Annotated in this window: 15 protein-coding genes; 1 reads left to right on the top strand and 14 read right to left on the bottom strand. The window is 66.8% G+C overall.

Going from position 1 to position 16050, the window contains the following annotated elements:
- Nucleotides 1-56: 56 nt before the first annotated feature.
- From rplS to ACZI8W_RS14580, 3 genes are all read right to left on the bottom strand, one after another.
- Complete coding sequence (gene rplS, locus ACZI8W_RS14590; protein WP_463369213.1) at nucleotides 57-398, bottom strand: 50S ribosomal protein L19; 342 nt, start codon at nucleotides 396-398, stop codon at nucleotides 57-59.
- 83 nt (nucleotides 399-481) lie between these two features.
- The gene (locus tag ACZI8W_RS14585; protein WP_463369212.1) at nucleotides 482-1390 is read right to left on the bottom strand and encodes a hypothetical protein; all 909 of its coding nucleotides are present in this window, start codon (nucleotides 1388-1390) and stop codon (nucleotides 482-484) included.
- A gap of 138 nt (nucleotides 1391-1528) precedes the next feature.
- Nucleotides 1529-3916, bottom strand: coding sequence for a Tex family protein (locus ACZI8W_RS14580; protein WP_463369211.1), 2388 nt, complete (start codon nucleotides 3914-3916; stop codon nucleotides 1529-1531).
- Between the two features lie 124 nt (nucleotides 3917-4040).
- On the opposite strand from ACZI8W_RS14580, the gene ACZI8W_RS14575 reads away from it, so the two are divergent.
- Entirely contained in the window at nucleotides 4041-5000 is a 960-nt protein-coding gene (locus ACZI8W_RS14575; protein WP_463369210.1) for a serine hydrolase, read from the top strand.
- 6 nt (nucleotides 5001-5006) lie between these two features.
- Here the strand turns inward: ACZI8W_RS14575 and trmD are convergent, their stop codons facing one another.
- The 11 genes from trmD to ftsY form a co-directional block, all read right to left on the bottom strand.
- Nucleotides 5007-5711, bottom strand: a complete 705-nt coding sequence (trmD, locus tag ACZI8W_RS14570) for a tRNA (guanosine(37)-N1)-methyltransferase TrmD (protein ID WP_463369209.1) — start codon at nucleotides 5709-5711, stop codon at nucleotides 5007-5009.
- A gap of 3 nt (nucleotides 5712-5714) precedes the next feature.
- Nucleotides 5715-6326: a ribosome maturation factor RimM gene (rimM, locus tag ACZI8W_RS14565; RefSeq protein ID WP_463369208.1), complete on the bottom strand. Its 612-nt coding sequence runs from the start codon at nucleotides 6324-6326 to the stop codon at nucleotides 5715-5717.
- 8 nt (nucleotides 6327-6334) lie between these two features.
- Nucleotides 6335-6577, bottom strand: coding sequence for an RNA-binding protein (locus ACZI8W_RS14560; protein ID WP_463369207.1), 243 nt, complete (start codon nucleotides 6575-6577; stop codon nucleotides 6335-6337).
- Complete coding sequence (gene rpsP / locus ACZI8W_RS14555) at nucleotides 6577-7014, bottom strand: 30S ribosomal protein S16 (RefSeq protein ID WP_463369206.1); 438 nt, start codon at nucleotides 7012-7014, stop codon at nucleotides 6577-6579. Before rpsP ends, ACZI8W_RS14560 begins: the two co-directional genes overlap by 1 nt.
- 173 nt (nucleotides 7015-7187) lie before the next feature.
- Nucleotides 7188-8258, bottom strand: a complete 1071-nt coding sequence (locus tag ACZI8W_RS14550; RefSeq protein ID WP_463369205.1) for an amidohydrolase family protein — start codon at nucleotides 8256-8258, stop codon at nucleotides 7188-7190.
- 63 nt (nucleotides 8259-8321) lie between these two features.
- Entirely contained in the window at nucleotides 8322-9893 is a 1572-nt protein-coding gene (ffh, locus tag ACZI8W_RS14545) for a signal recognition particle protein (RefSeq protein ID WP_463369204.1), read from the bottom strand.
- Between the two features lie 116 nt (nucleotides 9894-10009).
- A complete protein-coding gene (locus ACZI8W_RS14540; protein WP_463369203.1) occupies nucleotides 10010-12520 on the bottom strand; it encodes a [protein-PII] uridylyltransferase in 2511 nt (836 codons plus the stop codon).
- Nucleotides 12510-12848, bottom strand: coding sequence for a P-II family nitrogen regulator (locus ACZI8W_RS14535; protein ID WP_463369202.1), 339 nt, complete (start codon nucleotides 12846-12848; stop codon nucleotides 12510-12512). Before ACZI8W_RS14535 ends, ACZI8W_RS14540 begins: the two co-directional genes overlap by 11 nt.
- A 124-nt stretch (nucleotides 12849-12972) precedes the next feature.
- Nucleotides 12973-14280, bottom strand: a complete 1308-nt coding sequence (locus tag ACZI8W_RS14530) for an ammonium transporter (protein WP_463369201.1) — start codon at nucleotides 14278-14280, stop codon at nucleotides 12973-12975.
- Nucleotides 14265-14408: a hypothetical protein gene (locus tag ACZI8W_RS14525; protein WP_463369200.1), complete on the bottom strand. Its 144-nt coding sequence runs from the start codon at nucleotides 14406-14408 to the stop codon at nucleotides 14265-14267. The genes ACZI8W_RS14530 and ACZI8W_RS14525 overlap by 16 nt, the downstream gene beginning before the upstream one ends.
- Nucleotides 14409-14492: 84 nt before the next feature.
- Nucleotides 14493-16043, bottom strand: coding sequence for a signal recognition particle-docking protein FtsY (ftsY, locus tag ACZI8W_RS14520; protein ID WP_463369199.1), 1551 nt, complete (start codon nucleotides 16041-16043; stop codon nucleotides 14493-14495).
- Nucleotides 16044-16050 lie beyond the last annotated feature (7 nt).

Genomic DNA, 16050 nt, shown 5'->3' with positions numbered 1-16050 from the left:
CCGGCCCGGATGTGAATCCGGGCCGGGCCAGTGAGCACGTTGTCAGGAGACGACGATCAGCGCTTTTCCTTGATCTTCGCAGCCTTGCCGCGCAGCTCGCGCAGGTAGTACAGCTTCGCCCGACGGACGTCGCCGCGGGTGAGAACATCGATCTTCGCGAGGTTCGGGCTGTGCACCGGGAAGGTGCGCTCGACACCGACGCCGAACGAGATCTTGCGGACGGTGAAGGTCTCGCGGATGCCGCCGCCCTGGCGACGGATCACGACGCCCTTGAAGACCTGCACACGCTCCTTCGAACCCTCGATAACCTTGACGTGCACATCAAGTGTGTCGCCGGGGCGGAAGTCCGGAATGTCGTCGCGCAGCGACTTGGCGTCCAAAAAGTCCAGGGTGTTCATCGGTGTTCTATCCTCTTGTTCGCTCGAGCAGAGGAACCTGGCGGCGACCGCCGTGAAGCGGGCTCGACCGGTTCGTGCCCAGGTCAGGTAGGTGTGCCCGAACGGGGCAACCCGTCTATAGTGCCAGACTCCACCGGGTGGGGTGAAATCACGGGTGGCGGAGCTGGGTGGACCGTCCTGTCGAGGACGGCTTCCGCGGCAATTCGCGAGTGTTCGACGCTGCCCAGCACCGCTTCGAGGGTCGGGGCACCCGCGACGAGGTCCTGCACGAAGATCTTTGCTCGGATCATCGGTCTGCGGAACCGCCGTTCACGCGTGATCGCGCGGGTCATCTTCCGGGTCTTGCCCTGGTAGCGCCAGCGGGCCCACGGCGCCCCCGGCCGCGACAGGCGGAACGCGCCGATCCACAGCAATGGGACAACGAACAGCCCGACCAGCCCCGTCCAGATCTTCCCTTTCGCGAGGACCACCGCGGCGACCAGCAGATTCACCAGCACAGACACCACCAGAGCAAATCGGTTCACCCAGTCGCCGCCGTCGTCGAAATTCGCGAGATCGAGGAGATCGAGAGGCTGCAGCCCGAGCAGAAGCATGCCGGTGACGGCGATTGCGACGAATACTGCGTCCACGGAGACCCGGCCCTCTTCGTCCCAGTAGACATCGTGGAGGTAGAAGATGAGCGCGAACTCGTCGAGCGTCAGGGCAGCGCCCACCCCGAACAGTGCGGCGAAGACAGCAATGACGGTCCTGGAGCCCACCTCGTACATCGAGATGAGACCGCCGCCGGCAATGACCATCGTGACCACCCCGAACACCATGTGGTGCACGTGCAGCCCACCGGGGGTGATGTTGCCGGGCCACCACCGCACCTTCGCGCGGATCATCCGGACGCTGATACGGATGAACACGAAGGCCACGACGAAGCCGAGTAGGAAGCACAACAGCGGCAATCGTCCTTGGTCGACGATCTCGGTTCGAAGCCAGCTCATCATCGCGGCACCGTTGTGGTCATGGCCGCCCTCCCCGAGATCGGGACACTCCCCGAAATCGCGACCGTGAGAATCCGCACGCGTTCCAGCATCCCAGGAGCCGGTCGCTCACGGTGTGATACGACCGACTCCGAGAAGAGGCTACTTACCGAAGCCGGCACGACGCAGCGCGTCGGCCATCGATCCGTTCGCGGGTGCAGCGTCAGAACGCCGGCCCTGCTTGCCTCCGCCCTGTTTACCCCCGCCCTGCTTACCGTCTCGCTGCCCCCGGCCGCGACCTCCGCCTTGCCCCCGCCCACCCTGAGCGCGCGGCGCAGGCTTCGATCCGCCCTGGCGGCCAGCGCGCGCGGCACCGCCGCCATCGCTGTCCGACGCAGAGGGCACCTCGTCGTCGAGGCGCAAAGTGAGGCTGATGCGCTGGCGCGGGACATCGACATCGAGAACTTTGACCTTGACGACCTCACCCGATTTCACGACATCGTGGGGATCCTGGACGAAGCTGCGCGCCATCGCGGAGACATGCACGAGCCCGTCCTGGTGAACCCCGACGTCGACGAACGCGCCGAAAGCTGCGACGTTCGTCACGACCCCTTCGAGGACCATGCCCGGTTTCAGGTCTCCGACCTTCTCGATTCCCGCGGCGAAGGTCGCGGTCTTGAACTCGGGGCGTGGATCACGCCCCGGCTTCTCGAGTTCGCTGATGATGTCGGTGACGGTAGGCAGACCGAACTTGTCGTCGACGAACTCTTCCGGCCTGAGCTTGGCGAGGACCGCAGAGCTACCGATGAGTTCCAGGACCCCGGTGCCGCTACGGTCGACGATTCGACGGACCACAGGGTAGGCCTCGGGGTGCACCGCGGACGCGTCGAGCGGGTCGTCGCCGCCCGGGATACGGAGGAAGCCCGCGCACTGTTCGAAGGCCTTCGGACCGAGCCGCGCGACATCTTTGAGCGACTTGCGAGTACGGAACGGGCCGTTCTGGTCGCGGTGGGTGACGATGCTCTCGGCGAGTGATCCGGTGATGCCCGAGACGCGCGACAGCAGCGGCACCGACGCGGTGTTGACGTCGACACCGACGGCGTTCACCGCGTCTTCGACGACCGCGCCGAGCGACCGGGCGAGCATCGTCTCGGACACGTCGTGCTGGTACTGGCCCACACCGATCGACTTGGGGTCGATCTTGACCAGTTCGGCGAGCGGATCCTGCAGGCGCCGCGCGATCGAGACCGCACCGCGGATCGACACATCCAGGTCGGGAAGCTCCTGCGATGCGTAGGCGGATGCGGAATACACCGACGCGCCGGCTTCCGACACCACGATCTTGGTCACGTTGGTGACACCGGATTTTGCGATCAGCTCTGCGGCAAGGGCGTCGGTCTCGCGGGAGGCGGTGCCGTTGCCGATGGCGATGAGCTCGACACCGTGCTCGGCCACCAGAGACGCGAGGGTCGCGAGGGCCTGGTCGTGTTTGTTGTGCGGCTGGTGCGGATAGATCGTCGTGTGGTCGACGACTTTGCCCGTTGCATCGACGACGGCGACCTTGGTGCCAGTGCGGAAGCCGGGGTCGAGGCCCATCGTGGGCCGGGTTCCGGCCGGCGCTGCCAGCAGCAGGTCGCGCAGGTTCGCGGCGAACACGTCGACGGCGTCGCTCTCGGCGGACTGCTTGAGCCGCATCCGCACATCGACACCCATCGAGACCTGCAGCCGCGTGCGCCATGCCCAGCGGACGGTGTCGAGCAGCCAGCGGTCGGCGGCACGCCCCTGGTCGGCGATCCCGAACCGGCCGGCAATCCTTCCTTCGTAGTACGACGGCGCGCCGGGTTCCTGCTCGGCGAGTTCCGGTTCCAGCGACAGGCTGAGGACCTCCTCCTTCTCGCCGCGCAGAACGGCGAGGATGCGGTGTGACGGCAGATCGGCGAACGGCTCGGAGAACTCGAAGTAGTCGGCGAATTTCGCGCCCTCGGTCTCTTTCCCCGGCCGCACGGTCGACTTCAGGCCACCGCGGCTCCACATGGCCTCGCGCAACTCGCCGACGAGGTCGGCGTCTTCGGCGAAGCGTTCGACGAGGATCGCGCGGGCACCGTCGAGTTGCTCGGCGGTGTACTGCGCGGGGTCGGTGGCCGGGTCGCCGATGAGGGCGTCGGCGACGGGTTCGTGCCCGGCCTCACGCGCGATCTGTGCCTTCGTGCGGCGCTTGGGTTTGTAGGGCAGGTAGATGTCTTCGAGCCGGGCCTTCGTCTCGGCAATCATGATCTGTCCGCGGAGCTCGTCGTCGAGCTTGCCCTGTTCATCGATGGATTCGAGGATCGCGGTGCGGCGTTCGTCGAGTTCGCGCAGATACCTCAGGCGCTCTTCGAGGGTGCGGAGCTGGGCGTCGTCGAGCCCGCCGGTGATCTCCTTGCGGTAGCGCGCGATGAACGGGACGGTCGAGCCGCCGTCGAGCAGTTCCACCGCCGCAGCCACCTGGTTCTCGCGGACGTCGAGTTCGTCGGCGATGCGCCGGTTCACGGTGTCGAGTTGGGTCGTCACGACGATCGACCCTACCTTTATCCTTCCGTGTGTTCCCGTGGCGCCTCGAGCCGCTGCCCGACGGGACCGACGAAACTTCAACCGACGGCGCATGCGCGTCGCACAATGGAATACAGGAGCTCTGATGACCCGGGATCGGTACCGGTCGTGCTTTGCGTTGCTGGTCGTGACAGCAGCGCTGTCGGCGTGCGGAGCGCCCGCCGGTGAAGCCACCGACATTGCGTCGGAGGTGTCCGCTGCCGGTCTGCACGTCGAGATGAGTGCCAGCATCGACACCGGGGAACCTATCAGGATGGGCACGTTGGCGCAGCGAATCGACGACGCGGCCGGACTCGCCGCCGAGCGCGGCGCGGCGGTCACGGTCGGTGTCCTCGACCGTGCCACCGGCACACGAACGATAGGCGGTGCGAACGAGCCGCTCGCGACGGCGTCGGTGGCCAAACTGTTCATTGCCGATGATCTGCTGTTCCGCGAGTCGATCGGCACGATCCTGCTCACCGACGAGGACTACGGCCTGATCCAGGTGATGCTCACGCGGTCGGACGATTCGGCCGCGGGCCAGCTGTGGGATGCCTTCGGCGGATCTGAGATCATCGAGCGTGTCGCCGAGCGGTACGGTCTGGACACCACCGTCGCTTCGGTCGATTCCTGGTGGAACACCGTCACGACCGCGTCCGACATCCTCACCTGGTACGACGATCTGCTCAGCGGCAGAGGTGGGCTCGACGAGGCCGGTGCCGCCCGGATCATCGGGTATCTGCTCGAGTTCGATCCCACCGGATCCGACGGCTACGACCAGACGTTCGGCCTTGCCGACGGACTCCCGGACGCAGTCGATCTCGGGTCGAAGGCAGGATGGATGTGCTGCCTCGACGGGCAGTGGATTCATCTGTCCACGGGGTTCTTCGGCACCGACCATCGCTACGTGGTCGCCGTGTTGTCGCGGGAGACGGTGAGCTACGAGGACCCCGAGTACGACGGCTGGTTCCTGCCGGACACCTCGGTATACGACGCGTCCGACGACGACAGCGCCCGGCACGCGCGCGAGACGGTGACGATGGTGGTGGAGGCCGTGATCGGCTGATCCCGCTCAGTCGTCGGGGAGTAGGTCGGGGCGGCGCTCCCGCGTCCGGATCAGCGACTGTTCCCGGCGCCACCGCGCCACCTTGCCGTGGTCTCCCGAGAGCAGCACCGGTGGAACGTCGAGCCCGCGCCAACTCGCGGGCCGCGTATAGCTGGGCCCTTCGAGGAGTCCATCGGAGAACGAATCCTCTTGGTGCGACTGTTGATTGCCGAGCACCCCCGGCATCAGGCGCACGACGGCCTCGACCATCACCAGCACGGCCACCTCGCCGCCGATCAACACGTAGTCGCCGATGCTGATCTCTTCGACGCGGACGCGTGTCGCGGCGTTGTCGAAGACCCGTTGGTCGATTCCCTCGTATCGACCGCACGCGAAGACGATGCGTTTCTCGGTGGACCACCGTTGCGCCGTGGCCTGATCGAACGGCCTGCCTGCGGGGGTGGGGACGACGAGCAGCACATCGGGATCGGTCGTGTCCTGGCCGACGCCGAGGATGTCATCGAGAGCGGGCCCCCACACCGTGGGTTTCATGACCATGCCCGGTCCGCCACCGTAGGGCGAATCGTCGACTGCCTTGTGGACGTCATGCGTCCAGTCGCGCAGGTTGTGCACTCCGACCGAGATCAGGCCCTTGTCGATCGCCTTGCCGAGCAGCGCGGCGCGCAGTGGTTCGAGATATTCGGGAAAGATGGTCACCACGTCGAGCCGCACGGACTACTCGTTCCCCTCGGTTACCCGTCGCGGCTTCCTGTCCTGCTGCTTCTTCGCCTTTGCGGGCGGCTCCCCGAAGTCGGGATCGAGCAGTCCGTCGGGTGGATCGATCTCGATCACACCGTCTGAGACGGACACCGTCGGAACGATCTCGGTGACGAACGGGATGAGGATCTCCTGGCGCGCATCGTCCGGACTGATCGACAGCAGTTCACCGGCGGCGGTGTGCAGGACCTCGCGCACGGTGCCGATCTCGGTACCGCTGTCGGGGCGCCCCGCCGCGATCCGGACCGGCAGCCCTTCGAGTTCGTGATCGTAGAACTCGTCGGGATCATCGGACGGAGACAGATCGTCACTGTCGATGACGAACAAAGTACCGCGGATCGCGTCGGATCCGGTGCGGTCTGCCACACCGCTCAGACGCAGCAGAAGCCGCCCGGAGTGCTCCCGGGCGGCTTCGACCGTGTAGTCGTACAGCGTCTGCTCGCGGAGCTTGCGACCATGCAGGACGGCGCCCACAGCGAAACGCTCGTCGGGTTCGTCGGTGCGAACCTCGACGACCACCTCACCTTTGATACCGTGCGACTTCACCACACGGCCGACCACGAGCTCCACCGACGCGCCTAGCGGTCGGTGTCGACGACGTCGACGCGGATTCCTCGGCCACCGATTCCGGTGACGAGAGTTCGCAGTGCCGTCGCAGTACGCCCACCGCGACCGATCACTTTACCGAGGTCGTCGGGATTGACGTGAACCTCGACGGTGCGGCCACGGCGCCCGGTGATGAGATCGACGCGCACATCATCGGGATTCGCGACGATGCCACGGACGAGATGCTCGACCGCATCTGCCACCACGGCGCTCATTACTCGGCAGCCTCGGTGGACTCAGCTGCCTCGGAGGCCTCTTCCTTGGCGGCCTTCTTCTTCTTGGGTGTGATCGCCTCTGTCGCAGGTGCGTTCTCGGCCTGCGCGAGAGCGGCCTGGAACAGCTCGAGCTTGGTCGGCTTGGGCTCTGCCTTCTTCAGGGTGCCCTCGGCGCCCGGCAGGCCCTTGAACTTCTGCCAGTCGCCAGTGATCTTGAGGAGGTTGAGAACCGGCTCGGTGGGCTGGGCACCGACGCTCAGCCAGTACTGTGCGCGCTCCGAATCGATCTCGATGAACGACGGCTCTTCCTTCGGCTGGTACCGGCCGATGGTCTCGATCGCACGGCCGTTACGACGGGTGCGTGAATCGGCGACGACAACGCGGTACTGCGGGTTGCGGATCTTACCGAGACGGGTGAGCTTGATCTTGACAGACACTGCTGCGTTCTCCTTCGCGCGCCGGGGCGCGCATGTCACGTGCAATTCGGACGACGCGCCCGATTGGCACGCCCGGTTTTGCCTCTAACCTGTGACCGCCGCGCGGTACGGAACCGGATGCGACGACAGCGGTCCATTCTGCCAGATATGCGAACCGGACCGGAAATCGACGGTCAGGCGGAGTTCGCGACAACGACGCCACGTCGAACCACCAGGCCGGGACGGGCCGAACCCGGATCGATGCGGGGGTCGTCCGCGTAGACGATCAGGTCGGCGGGGGTGCCCGGCTCGAGATTCGGGTGGCCGAGCCACGTGCGTGCCGCCCAACTCGCCGCAGCGAAGGCCTCGTCCGCGTCGAGGCCGACCTTGCCGAGCGCTGCGATCTCGTCGGCGATCCGGCCGTGCTGCACCTGCCCGCCCGCATCGGTACCCGCGTAGATCGGGATGCCGGCGTCGTGGGCGGCGCCGATGGTCTCGGCGACACGCGCGTGCAGGTCGCGCATGTGCGCGGCGTACACCGGGAAGCGTGCGGCCGAGTCGGCGATGCCGGGGAAGTTCTCGATGTTGATCAAGGTCGGGACCAGCGCGGTGCCGTTCGCCGCCATCGTCGCGATCGTGTCGTCGGTCAGGCCTGTGCCGTGTTCGATGCAGTCGATTCCGGCGGCCAGCAATCCGGGCAGTGCGTCCTCACCGAACACGTGTGCCGTGACGCGCGCACCTTCCCGGTGCGCTGCGGCGATCGCCTCGGCGAGGATCGCGTCGCTCCACAGGGGCGCGAGGTCGCCGGCCTTCCGGTCGATCCAGTCGCCGACGAGTTTGACCCAACCGTCGCCGGCGCGGGCTTGCCGCACGACCTCGTCGGGCAGTTTCGACTCGTCCTCGAGGTCGACGGGCAGACCGCGGATGTAGCGTTTCGGCAGGGCGATGTGCCGCCCTGCCCGGATGATCGTCGGCAGGTCGGGGCAACCGTCGAAAGCGCGTGTGTCGACGGGGGATCCGGCGTCGCGCAGAAGCAGCACGCCTGCGTCGCGTTCGATCACCGCCTGCGAGAGGGAACCCGCTTCGTCCTCGACTCCCCCGCCGAATCTGATGCCGACGTGGCAGTGCGCGTCGACGAGACCTGGGAGCACCCAACCGCCGGTCGAGAGCACCTCGGCCCCCGGGATCGGCTCGCGGGAGAACTCGCCGTCGGCGCCGATCCACAAATCGACCGGGTTACCATCCGGCAGAGTCCTGCCGCGCACGCAGAACGGACCTGTAGCACCGACCCCGACCACGACCGGATCTCCTGTTCTCGCGAATGCGTCCTAGTTCTTGGGGAACTTCAGCTTCGACAGGTCGAATCCTTCGAGGCCGGGCGGCAGTTCGTCGAGGCCCTTCGGCATGTTGGACAGGTCGGGCATCCCCGCGCCGAGCCCCGGGAACCCGGCAGGCATGCCGCCGGGAAGACCACCCCGCACCTTCGGCGGAGTGGGCCCGCGGCCACCCTTCTTCCCCTTCTTGCCCTTCTTCGAACGTTGGTTGCGCCGGCTGCCGGGCATGCCCATCTGACCGGCCATCGCGGACATCATCTTCCGCGCTTCGAAGAAGCGGTCGACAAGTTGGTTGACGTCGGAGACCTTCACACCGGAACCGTTGGCGATACGCAGCCGTCGGGAGCCGTTGATGATCTTGGGGTTGGCGCGTTCCGCCGGGGTCATGCCGCGGATGATCGCCTGGATCCGGTCGAGTTGCTTCTCATCGACGCCCGCGAGCGCGTCCTTCATCTGGCCCGCGCCAGGAAGCATACCGAGCAGGTTCGCGATGGGGCCCATCTTGCGCACGGCCATCATCTGTTCGAGGAAGTCCTCGAGGGTGAGCTCACCGCTGCCGATCTTGGCGGCGGTCGCCTCGGCCTGTGTGGCGTCGAAGTGCTGCTCCGCCTGCTCGATCAGGGTGAGCACATCGCCCATGCCGAGGATCCGGCTGGCCATGCGCTCGGGGTGGAAGACGTCGAAGTCCTCGAGCTTCTCGCCGGTGGACGCGAACAGGATCGGCTCACCGGTCAGCTCTCGGACGCTGAGCGCCGCGCCGCCACGTGCGTCGCCGTCGAGCTTGGTGAGCACGACACCCGTGAAGCCGACGCCTTCACGGAATGCCTCGGCGGTGCTCACGGCATCCTGACCGATCATCGCGTCGAGGACGAACAGGGTCTCGTCGGGTTGGACGGCGTCGCGGATTCCTGCGGCCTGCGCCATCAGCTCCTGGTCGATACCGAGACGCCCGGCGGTGTCGACGATGACCACGTCGTACTGCTTGTTCCTGGCCTCCGCGATGCCCTGCTGCGCGACCGCGACCGGGTCGGCGGCCGTGACACCGAGTTCGTTCTCGCCACCACCGATCGACGTTCCCGGGTGGGGGGCGAACACCGACACCCCGGCACGTTCACCGACGACCTGCAACTGCGTGACCGCGCCGGGACGCTGGAGGTCGCACGCGACCAGCATCGGGGTATGCCCCTGGCCTTTGAGCCACTTGGCGAGCTTGCCTGCGAGCGTGGTCTTGCCCGCACCCTGCAGACCGGCCAGCATGATCACGGTCGGGGGGGTCTTCGCGAACTGGAGCCGACGGGTCTCGCCACCGAGGATCCCGACGAGCTCGTCGTTGACGATCTTGACGACCTGCTGTGCCGGGTTCAGCGCACCGTGGACCTCGGCGCCCTTCGCCCGTTCCTTGATCTTCTTGATGAACGTGCGCACGACGGGCAGCGCCACGTCGGCGTCGAGGAGGGCGAGGCGGATCTCACGGCACGTCGCGTCGATGTCCGCGTCGGACAGGCGCCCCTTGCCGCGCAGGTCCTTGAGGACCCCTGTCAACCTGTCGGAAAGGGATTCGAACACCGAATGCGCTCCTGCGGTCTGACGAGAATACGGACAATGCTGCGCTCCAGGGTAGCCGCTCCGATCCACTCGCAGCCGAGGGCGCCCGGATCGCGACGTCGCCTCACGACGTCACCTCACGACACAGCGGGGGGCTTCTTCGGTTCAGGAGTGGGAAGGACCGCCGACAATGCCTGCTCGAGCCGTTCCCGTGACGCCCTGGTCCCGGCCGTGGACAGGTCGACGCAGAACGAGTCGACCACGGTCGATCCGATCGTCGTCACTGTCGCCCACCGCACATCGGCTCCGAGATCCTCGAAGACGCCGGCGAGGCGGCAGAGCATCCCGATCCGGTCTTCGGCCCTGACCTCCAGCACCACCTGCCCCGGATCTGTCGTGTCGAGCCAGATCAGGCGCGGCGGAGCCTGTGAGTACATGCCGGGCACCGCACGTTCGGGGCGGACCGACGGTGCGGACTCGCGCGCCGCGCGATCCTTCGCCTCGAGTTCCGCGAGCAGATCCAGGTCACCGGATCGGGCGCGCACGAATTCCTGCCGCAGCAGACCGGCCGCGGGCGGCGCACCGAATCGTGGCACGACGTTGAACGTGTTGACGGTGCTTCCCGCGTGGCTTCCGATGGAGGCGGACTGCACCCGCAAGCCGTGCAGAGCGAGCACTCCCGCGGTGTCGGACAACACACCGGGATCGTCCGGCGCCACCACCGTCACCGTGAAGCTGCGGCCGTCGGGCCTCGGGTCGAGCGAGACGTGCACGGCACCGGCCTCGGCCAGCTGCGCGAGTTCCGGATCGATCGGAGTCGGAGCCGGAAGGTCCTCCCCCGCCATCATCAGGCGGCAGCGCCGGACCAATTCCCGGATGAGCGACGCTTTCCAGTCTCCCCACACGCCGGGGCCGGTGGCCTTCGAATCCGCTTCCGCTTGCGCGTGCAGTAGTTCGAGGAGCAGTGGGTCGCCGCCCAGCGCGTCGACCACCGACGCGACGGTCGCCGGGTCGTCGAGGTCGCGTCGGGTTGCCGTGTGTGGCAGCAACAGGTGGTACCGCACCATTGCGGTGAGCAGGGACAGATCGGACGGCCACAAGCCCATCCGTGTCCCGATCTGGTCGGCGACCTCGGCACCGACCACACTGTGGTCGCCGCCGCGACCCTTGCCGATGTCGTGCAGGAGTGCACCGAGGAGCAGCAGATCCGGACGGGATACCCGTGTCGTGAGTGCACTCGCCTGCACCGCGGTTTCCACCAGATGCCGATCGACTGTCCAGATGTGGACGGCGTCGCGCGGTGGGAGGTCGCGTACCGCTCCCCACTCCGGCAGCAGACGCCCCCACAGTCCCGTGCGATCGAGGGCCTCCACGACGTCGACGGCAGCAGGACCCGATGCGAGCAGCACGATCAGGTCGTCGAGCGCCTGCCGCGGCCATGGTTCCCGCAGTTCCGGGGCGCGGTCCGACAGCCTGGTCAACGTCGCCGCAGAGATCGGCAGCCCCGATCGTGCTGCTGCGGCCGCTACCCGGGTGATCAGGCCCGCATCCTTGCCCGGCTGGGCGTCGCGAGCCAGCGCCACTTCGCCACCATGCTCGACGACGCCTTCGTCGAGGGGCCGCCGCACCGGCCCGCGCCGCAGCCGCGACAAACCCGTCCGCGGCAGGGAATTGCCCGCAGTGCGGACGCCGACTTCCACGGAGTAGCTGATCGTGCGCGCGGCCTCCGTGAGCAGACGCGCCAGGTCGAACCGGTCGCCGATGCGCAGTGCGGCGCCGATCTCGTCGGCGTCCTGAGCCTGCAGTTGATCGCGGCCGCGACCCGCGACGCGGTGCAGTTCGGTGCGAACATCGAGCAGGTGACGATGCGCGGCCGCGAGACCACCCCCGGGGACATCCGGGCCGAGGCCGGGCATGCCGTCGGTGAGCTGCGCGACGGACAACGCGTTGAGCAGTTGCACATCCCGCAACCCTCCGCGACCGCTCTTGAGATCGGGTTCGGCTCGGTGGGCGATCTGGCCGGACCGCTCCCACCGCGCTTCTGTCATCTCGATCAGCTCGTCGAAACGGTTCCGGATTCCGGTACGCCACTGTCTGCGCACACCACCGATGAGCAGGTTGCTCAGTTCGTGGTCGCCGGCGATGTGCCGGGCTTCGAGCATCCCGAGCGCGGCAGGGAGGTCACCGGACGCGACCTGCAGGGCCTGCGGGACGGTCCGGACGCTGTGATCGAGTCGGATGTGCGCATCCCACAGCGGGTACCACAACCTGTCCGCCACCGACGACACCGTGGCGGGATCGATGTTGTCGTGAAGCAGAATGAGGTCGACGTCGGAGTGCGGCAGCATCTCACGACGGCCGAGTCCCCCGACTGCGACGAGCGCGAACCCGCTGTCCGGTCTGATGCCGAGTTCGGAACTTTCTGTCGTCAACCAGAAATCGAACAGGTCGACGAGCGCGTCGCGCAGGGCTCGGGTGTCGAGGCGGCGGGTGCGGCCGGAGCCGCCGGCGCCGCGCACGAGTGCGTCCCGGGCAGCCGAGAGGTCGGTCGCGGTGTTCGGGCCCGAAGACACCGAAGGCCCACGACCCGCCGCGTGAGCGGCGCGTCCTGGGCCTCGGGTCTCCGACCCGTGAGGGTCAGAGTGCATCCGTACCTCGTTCTCCGGTGCGGACTCGAATCACCGACTCCACCGGGGTGACCCATACCTTGCCGTCACCGATCTTGCCGGTACGGGCGGCTTCGACGATCGTGTCGACCACCTTGTCCACCACGGAGTCGTCGACGACGACCTCGACGCGCACCTTCGGCACGAAATCGACCGAGTACTCGGCTCCGCGGTACACCTCGGTGTGCCCCTTCTGGCGGCCGTAGCCCTGCACCTCGCTCACGGTCATTCCGAGCACACCGGCCTGTTCGAGGCCTCCCTTGACGTCCTCGAGCGTGAACGGTTTCACGATTGCCGTGATCAGCTTCATTTCTCATCCCTTCCCGGTGCCCACCGGACGTTGTCGTGGTGTCCGCATAACCTTGCCCGCTATCTTCGTCCACTTTCCACCTCGGTGACGAGGTGACGTGCTACTTCAGCGACGACGTGAAGTGTCACTTGAGTGCCGTGACGAAGTCGTAAGCGGTCTCCGCGTGTTCGGTCTCGTCGATTCCGCGAGCTTCGTCCTCAGGGCTGACCCGCCAACCGAGGGGCTTGAGCGCGAAGACGATCACAGCGGTGACCACAGCGGTGAACACCACGGCGACCAGGGCGATCACGATCTGGATGACGAGCTGCTTGTAGTCGCCGCCGTAGAACAGGCCGGTCTCGGTGGCGAGAAGGCCGATGGCGACGGTGCCCCACAGACCGGACACCAGGTGCACACCCACGACATCGAGCGAATCGTCGTAGCCGAACTTGTACTTCAGGCCGACCGCGAGTGCCGAGAGAATACCCGCGACAACACCGAGAATGATGGATCCGACGGGGCTGAGGGAACCGGCAGCGGGCGTGATGGCGACCAGGCCGGCAACGACACCGGATGCGGCGCCGAGGCTGGTGGCCTTACCGTCACGGATACGTTCGGTGGCGAGCCAGCCGAGGATCGCAGCGGCGGTGGCCACGGTGGTGTTGAGCCAAGCAAGACCGGCGACACCGTCGGCAGCGAACGCGGATCCACCGTTGAACCCGAACCAGCCGAACCACAGCAGCGCTGCACCGAGCATCACGAACGGAAGATTGTGCGGACGGAACGCGATCTTGCCGAATCCCGTGCGCTTGCCGATGATGAGTACCAGGACCAGCGCGGCGATGCCCGCATTGATGTGAACCACTGTGCCACCTGCGAAGTCGATCGGGTGGACCGCGGCGGTGAGTCCGCCTTCACCGTCGTCGACGGTGCCGAAGAGCATTGCCGCGATGCTGTCCTCGGAGCCCGAGAGCAGGCCGCCGCCCCACACCATGTGGGCGAGCGGGAAGTACGCAAGGGTCACCCAGATGCCGACGAACACCATCCACGTGCCGAACTTCACACGCTCGGCGAGCGCACCGCTGATCAGTGCAGTGGTGATGATCGCGAACGTGACCTGGAATCCGATGTCGATGATCTGCGGGTAGTTGCCGATACCCGGCAGGAATCCGCCTTCGTCATCGTAGATGGCGCCCTGCAGACCGAACAGCTCGAACGGATTCGCGAAGATACCGCCGACACTCTCGGTGCCGTACGACATCGACCAGCCCCACAGCACATAGATCACGCCGATCAACGCCATCGCGCCGAACGACATCATCATCATGTTCAGGACCGACTTGGCGCGTGACATGCCGCCGTAGAAAAACGCCAGTCCCGGTGTCATCAGCAGCACGAGCGATGCCGCCATGAGCATCCATGCGGCGTCGCCGGTGTTCACCACAACCTCCACTTGCACACCTCCCAGTTGTCCGCGCCGTCGAGCGCGTCGTTGGGGAAAGCTTCCTGCGGAGATGTTTCGGCAGCAGCGCCGTCCTGTTTCGTCGGCGTGAACGCGTGAACGGACCGTGTTTCGTTCATGTTTCACGCTCGGACCACATCGGCAGAGAACAAGACCGCCTCCGCCAGTAGCGGAAGCGGCCTCGAGTTGATCGCGCGGCGGTGTCAGCCCAACAGCGCGTCGACGAACGCACCCGGTTCGAATGGGGCCAGGTCGTCCGCACCCTCACCCAGGCCGACCAGTTTCACCGGAACGCCGAGCTCGTGCTGCACCTGGAAGACGATTCCACCTTTGGCAGTGCCATCCAGCTTCGTCAGCACCACACCGGTGATGTCGACGACCTCGGCGAACACTCGGGCCTGCATGAGCCCGTTCTGTCCGATCGTGGCGTCGAGCACCAGCAGCACCTCGTCGACGGCAGCCCTCTTCTCGACCACGCGCTTGACCTTGCCCAGCTCGTCCATCAGGCCGGTTTTCGTGTGCAGTCGACCTGCGGTGTCGACGAGAACTGCGTCGACCCCGTTGTCGATGCCCTTCGCGACGGCGTCGAATGCGACGGCCGCGGGATCGGCGGCTTCTTTGCCCCGGACCACCTCGGCACCCACACGCTCGGCCCAGGTCTGCAGCTGGTCGGCCGCAGCCGCACGGAAGGTGTCGGCCGCGCCGAGCAGGACTCGACGTCCGTCGCCGACCAGCACACGAGCGAGCTTGCCGGTCGTGGTCGTCTTACCCGTTCCGTTGACACCGACGACGAGCAGCACCGACGGGAGGTTGTTGTGCGGCAGAGCGCGGATGGAGCGGTCGAGGTCGGGCCTCAGTTCATCGACGAGCACCGTGCGAAGCACCGCGCGCGCGTCGGACTCGGACCGGACGTTGCTCGCTGCCATCTCCTTTCGCAACCGATCGACGATCTTCGTGGTGGTGGCGGAACCGAGGTCGGCGATCAGGAGGGTGTCCTCGATCTCCTCCCACGAATCCTCGTCCAGATCTCCGCCACCGAGCAGGCCGAGCAAGCTCTTGCCGACAGCGTTCTGCGAACGAGCCAGGCGGCCCCGGAGACGGACGAGCCGACCCGCTGTCGGCTCGATCTCCTCGATAGCCGGCGCCGAGGGAGCCTCGATTTCTGGCTCGGGCTCGACTTCGGGCTCGGCGACAGGCTCGGGCTCGACGACAGGCTTGGGCTCGGCAACGGGTTCCGGCGCAACCGGGGCTTCGATCGTCGCAGACGGCTCCACCTGTGGTTCGGGTGCACGCTCAGACTCGGCGACCGTCGTGTCCTCGGGGGAGATCGGTGCCTCGACTGTCGCGGAGAGGTCGACCGGTTCCTCAGCTACCTCGGGCTCGGTCGCCTCGGGCTCGGTCGTCTCGGGCTCGGTCGCGTCGGGTTCGGAGACGGGCGGCTCCACGACCGGCTTCTCGACCACCGGGGGTTCGGCCACCGGGGGTTCAACGATCGGCTTTTCGACGATCTTCGGTTCGGCAGGCTGCGGCGTCGGCTTCGGCGGCGCAGTGGCCGCCGCCCCCTCGCTGAAGCTGAATCCGCCGGCAGACTTGTAGCCCCCGGATCTGTCCTTCTTTTCCTCCAGCTCTTCGAGCTGTTCTGTCTTCGGGGTGATGCTGACCTGCCGTCGTCGGTACAACACCGCGCCGACGACAAGGGCTACGACGAGGACGGCCAGTACGGCCGCAATGGCAATCCAAGCTTCGGTAGTCACCGCCTCA

Source organism: Rhodococcus ruitaii, from assembly GCF_055230935.1.
The sequence above is the reverse complement of the archived record's forward strand: the minus strand, read 5'-3'. Positions and strand labels throughout refer to the sequence as shown.

What these genes read in the sequence shown, in the direction of transcription:
- ACZI8W_RS14535 (WP_463369202.1), bottom strand. Translation starts at nt 12,848, where the DNA reads ATGAAGCTGATCACGGCAATCGTGAAACCGTTCACGCTCGAGGACGTC.
- ACZI8W_RS14575 (WP_463369210.1), top strand. Translation starts at nt 4,041, where the DNA reads ATGACCCGGGATCGGTACCGGTCGTGCTTTGCGTTGCTGGTCGTGACA.
- ACZI8W_RS14525 (WP_463369200.1), bottom strand. Translation starts at nt 14,408, where the DNA reads ATGAACGAAACACGGTCCGTTCACGCGTTCACGCCGACGAAACAGGAC.
- ACZI8W_RS14540 (WP_463369203.1), bottom strand. Translation starts at nt 12,520, where the DNA reads ATGCACTCTGACCCTCACGGGTCGGAGACCCGAGGCCCAGGACGCGCC.
- rplS (WP_463369213.1), bottom strand. Translation starts at nt 398, where the DNA reads ATGAACACCCTGGACTTTTTGGACGCCAAGTCGCTGCGCGACGACATT.
- ACZI8W_RS14585 (WP_463369212.1), bottom strand. Translation starts at nt 1,390, where the DNA reads ATGATGAGCTGGCTTCGAACCGAGATCGTCGACCAAGGACGATTGCCG.
- ACZI8W_RS14560 (WP_463369207.1), bottom strand. Translation starts at nt 6,577, where the DNA reads ATGAGCGCCGTGGTGGCAGATGCGGTCGAGCATCTCGTCCGTGGCATC.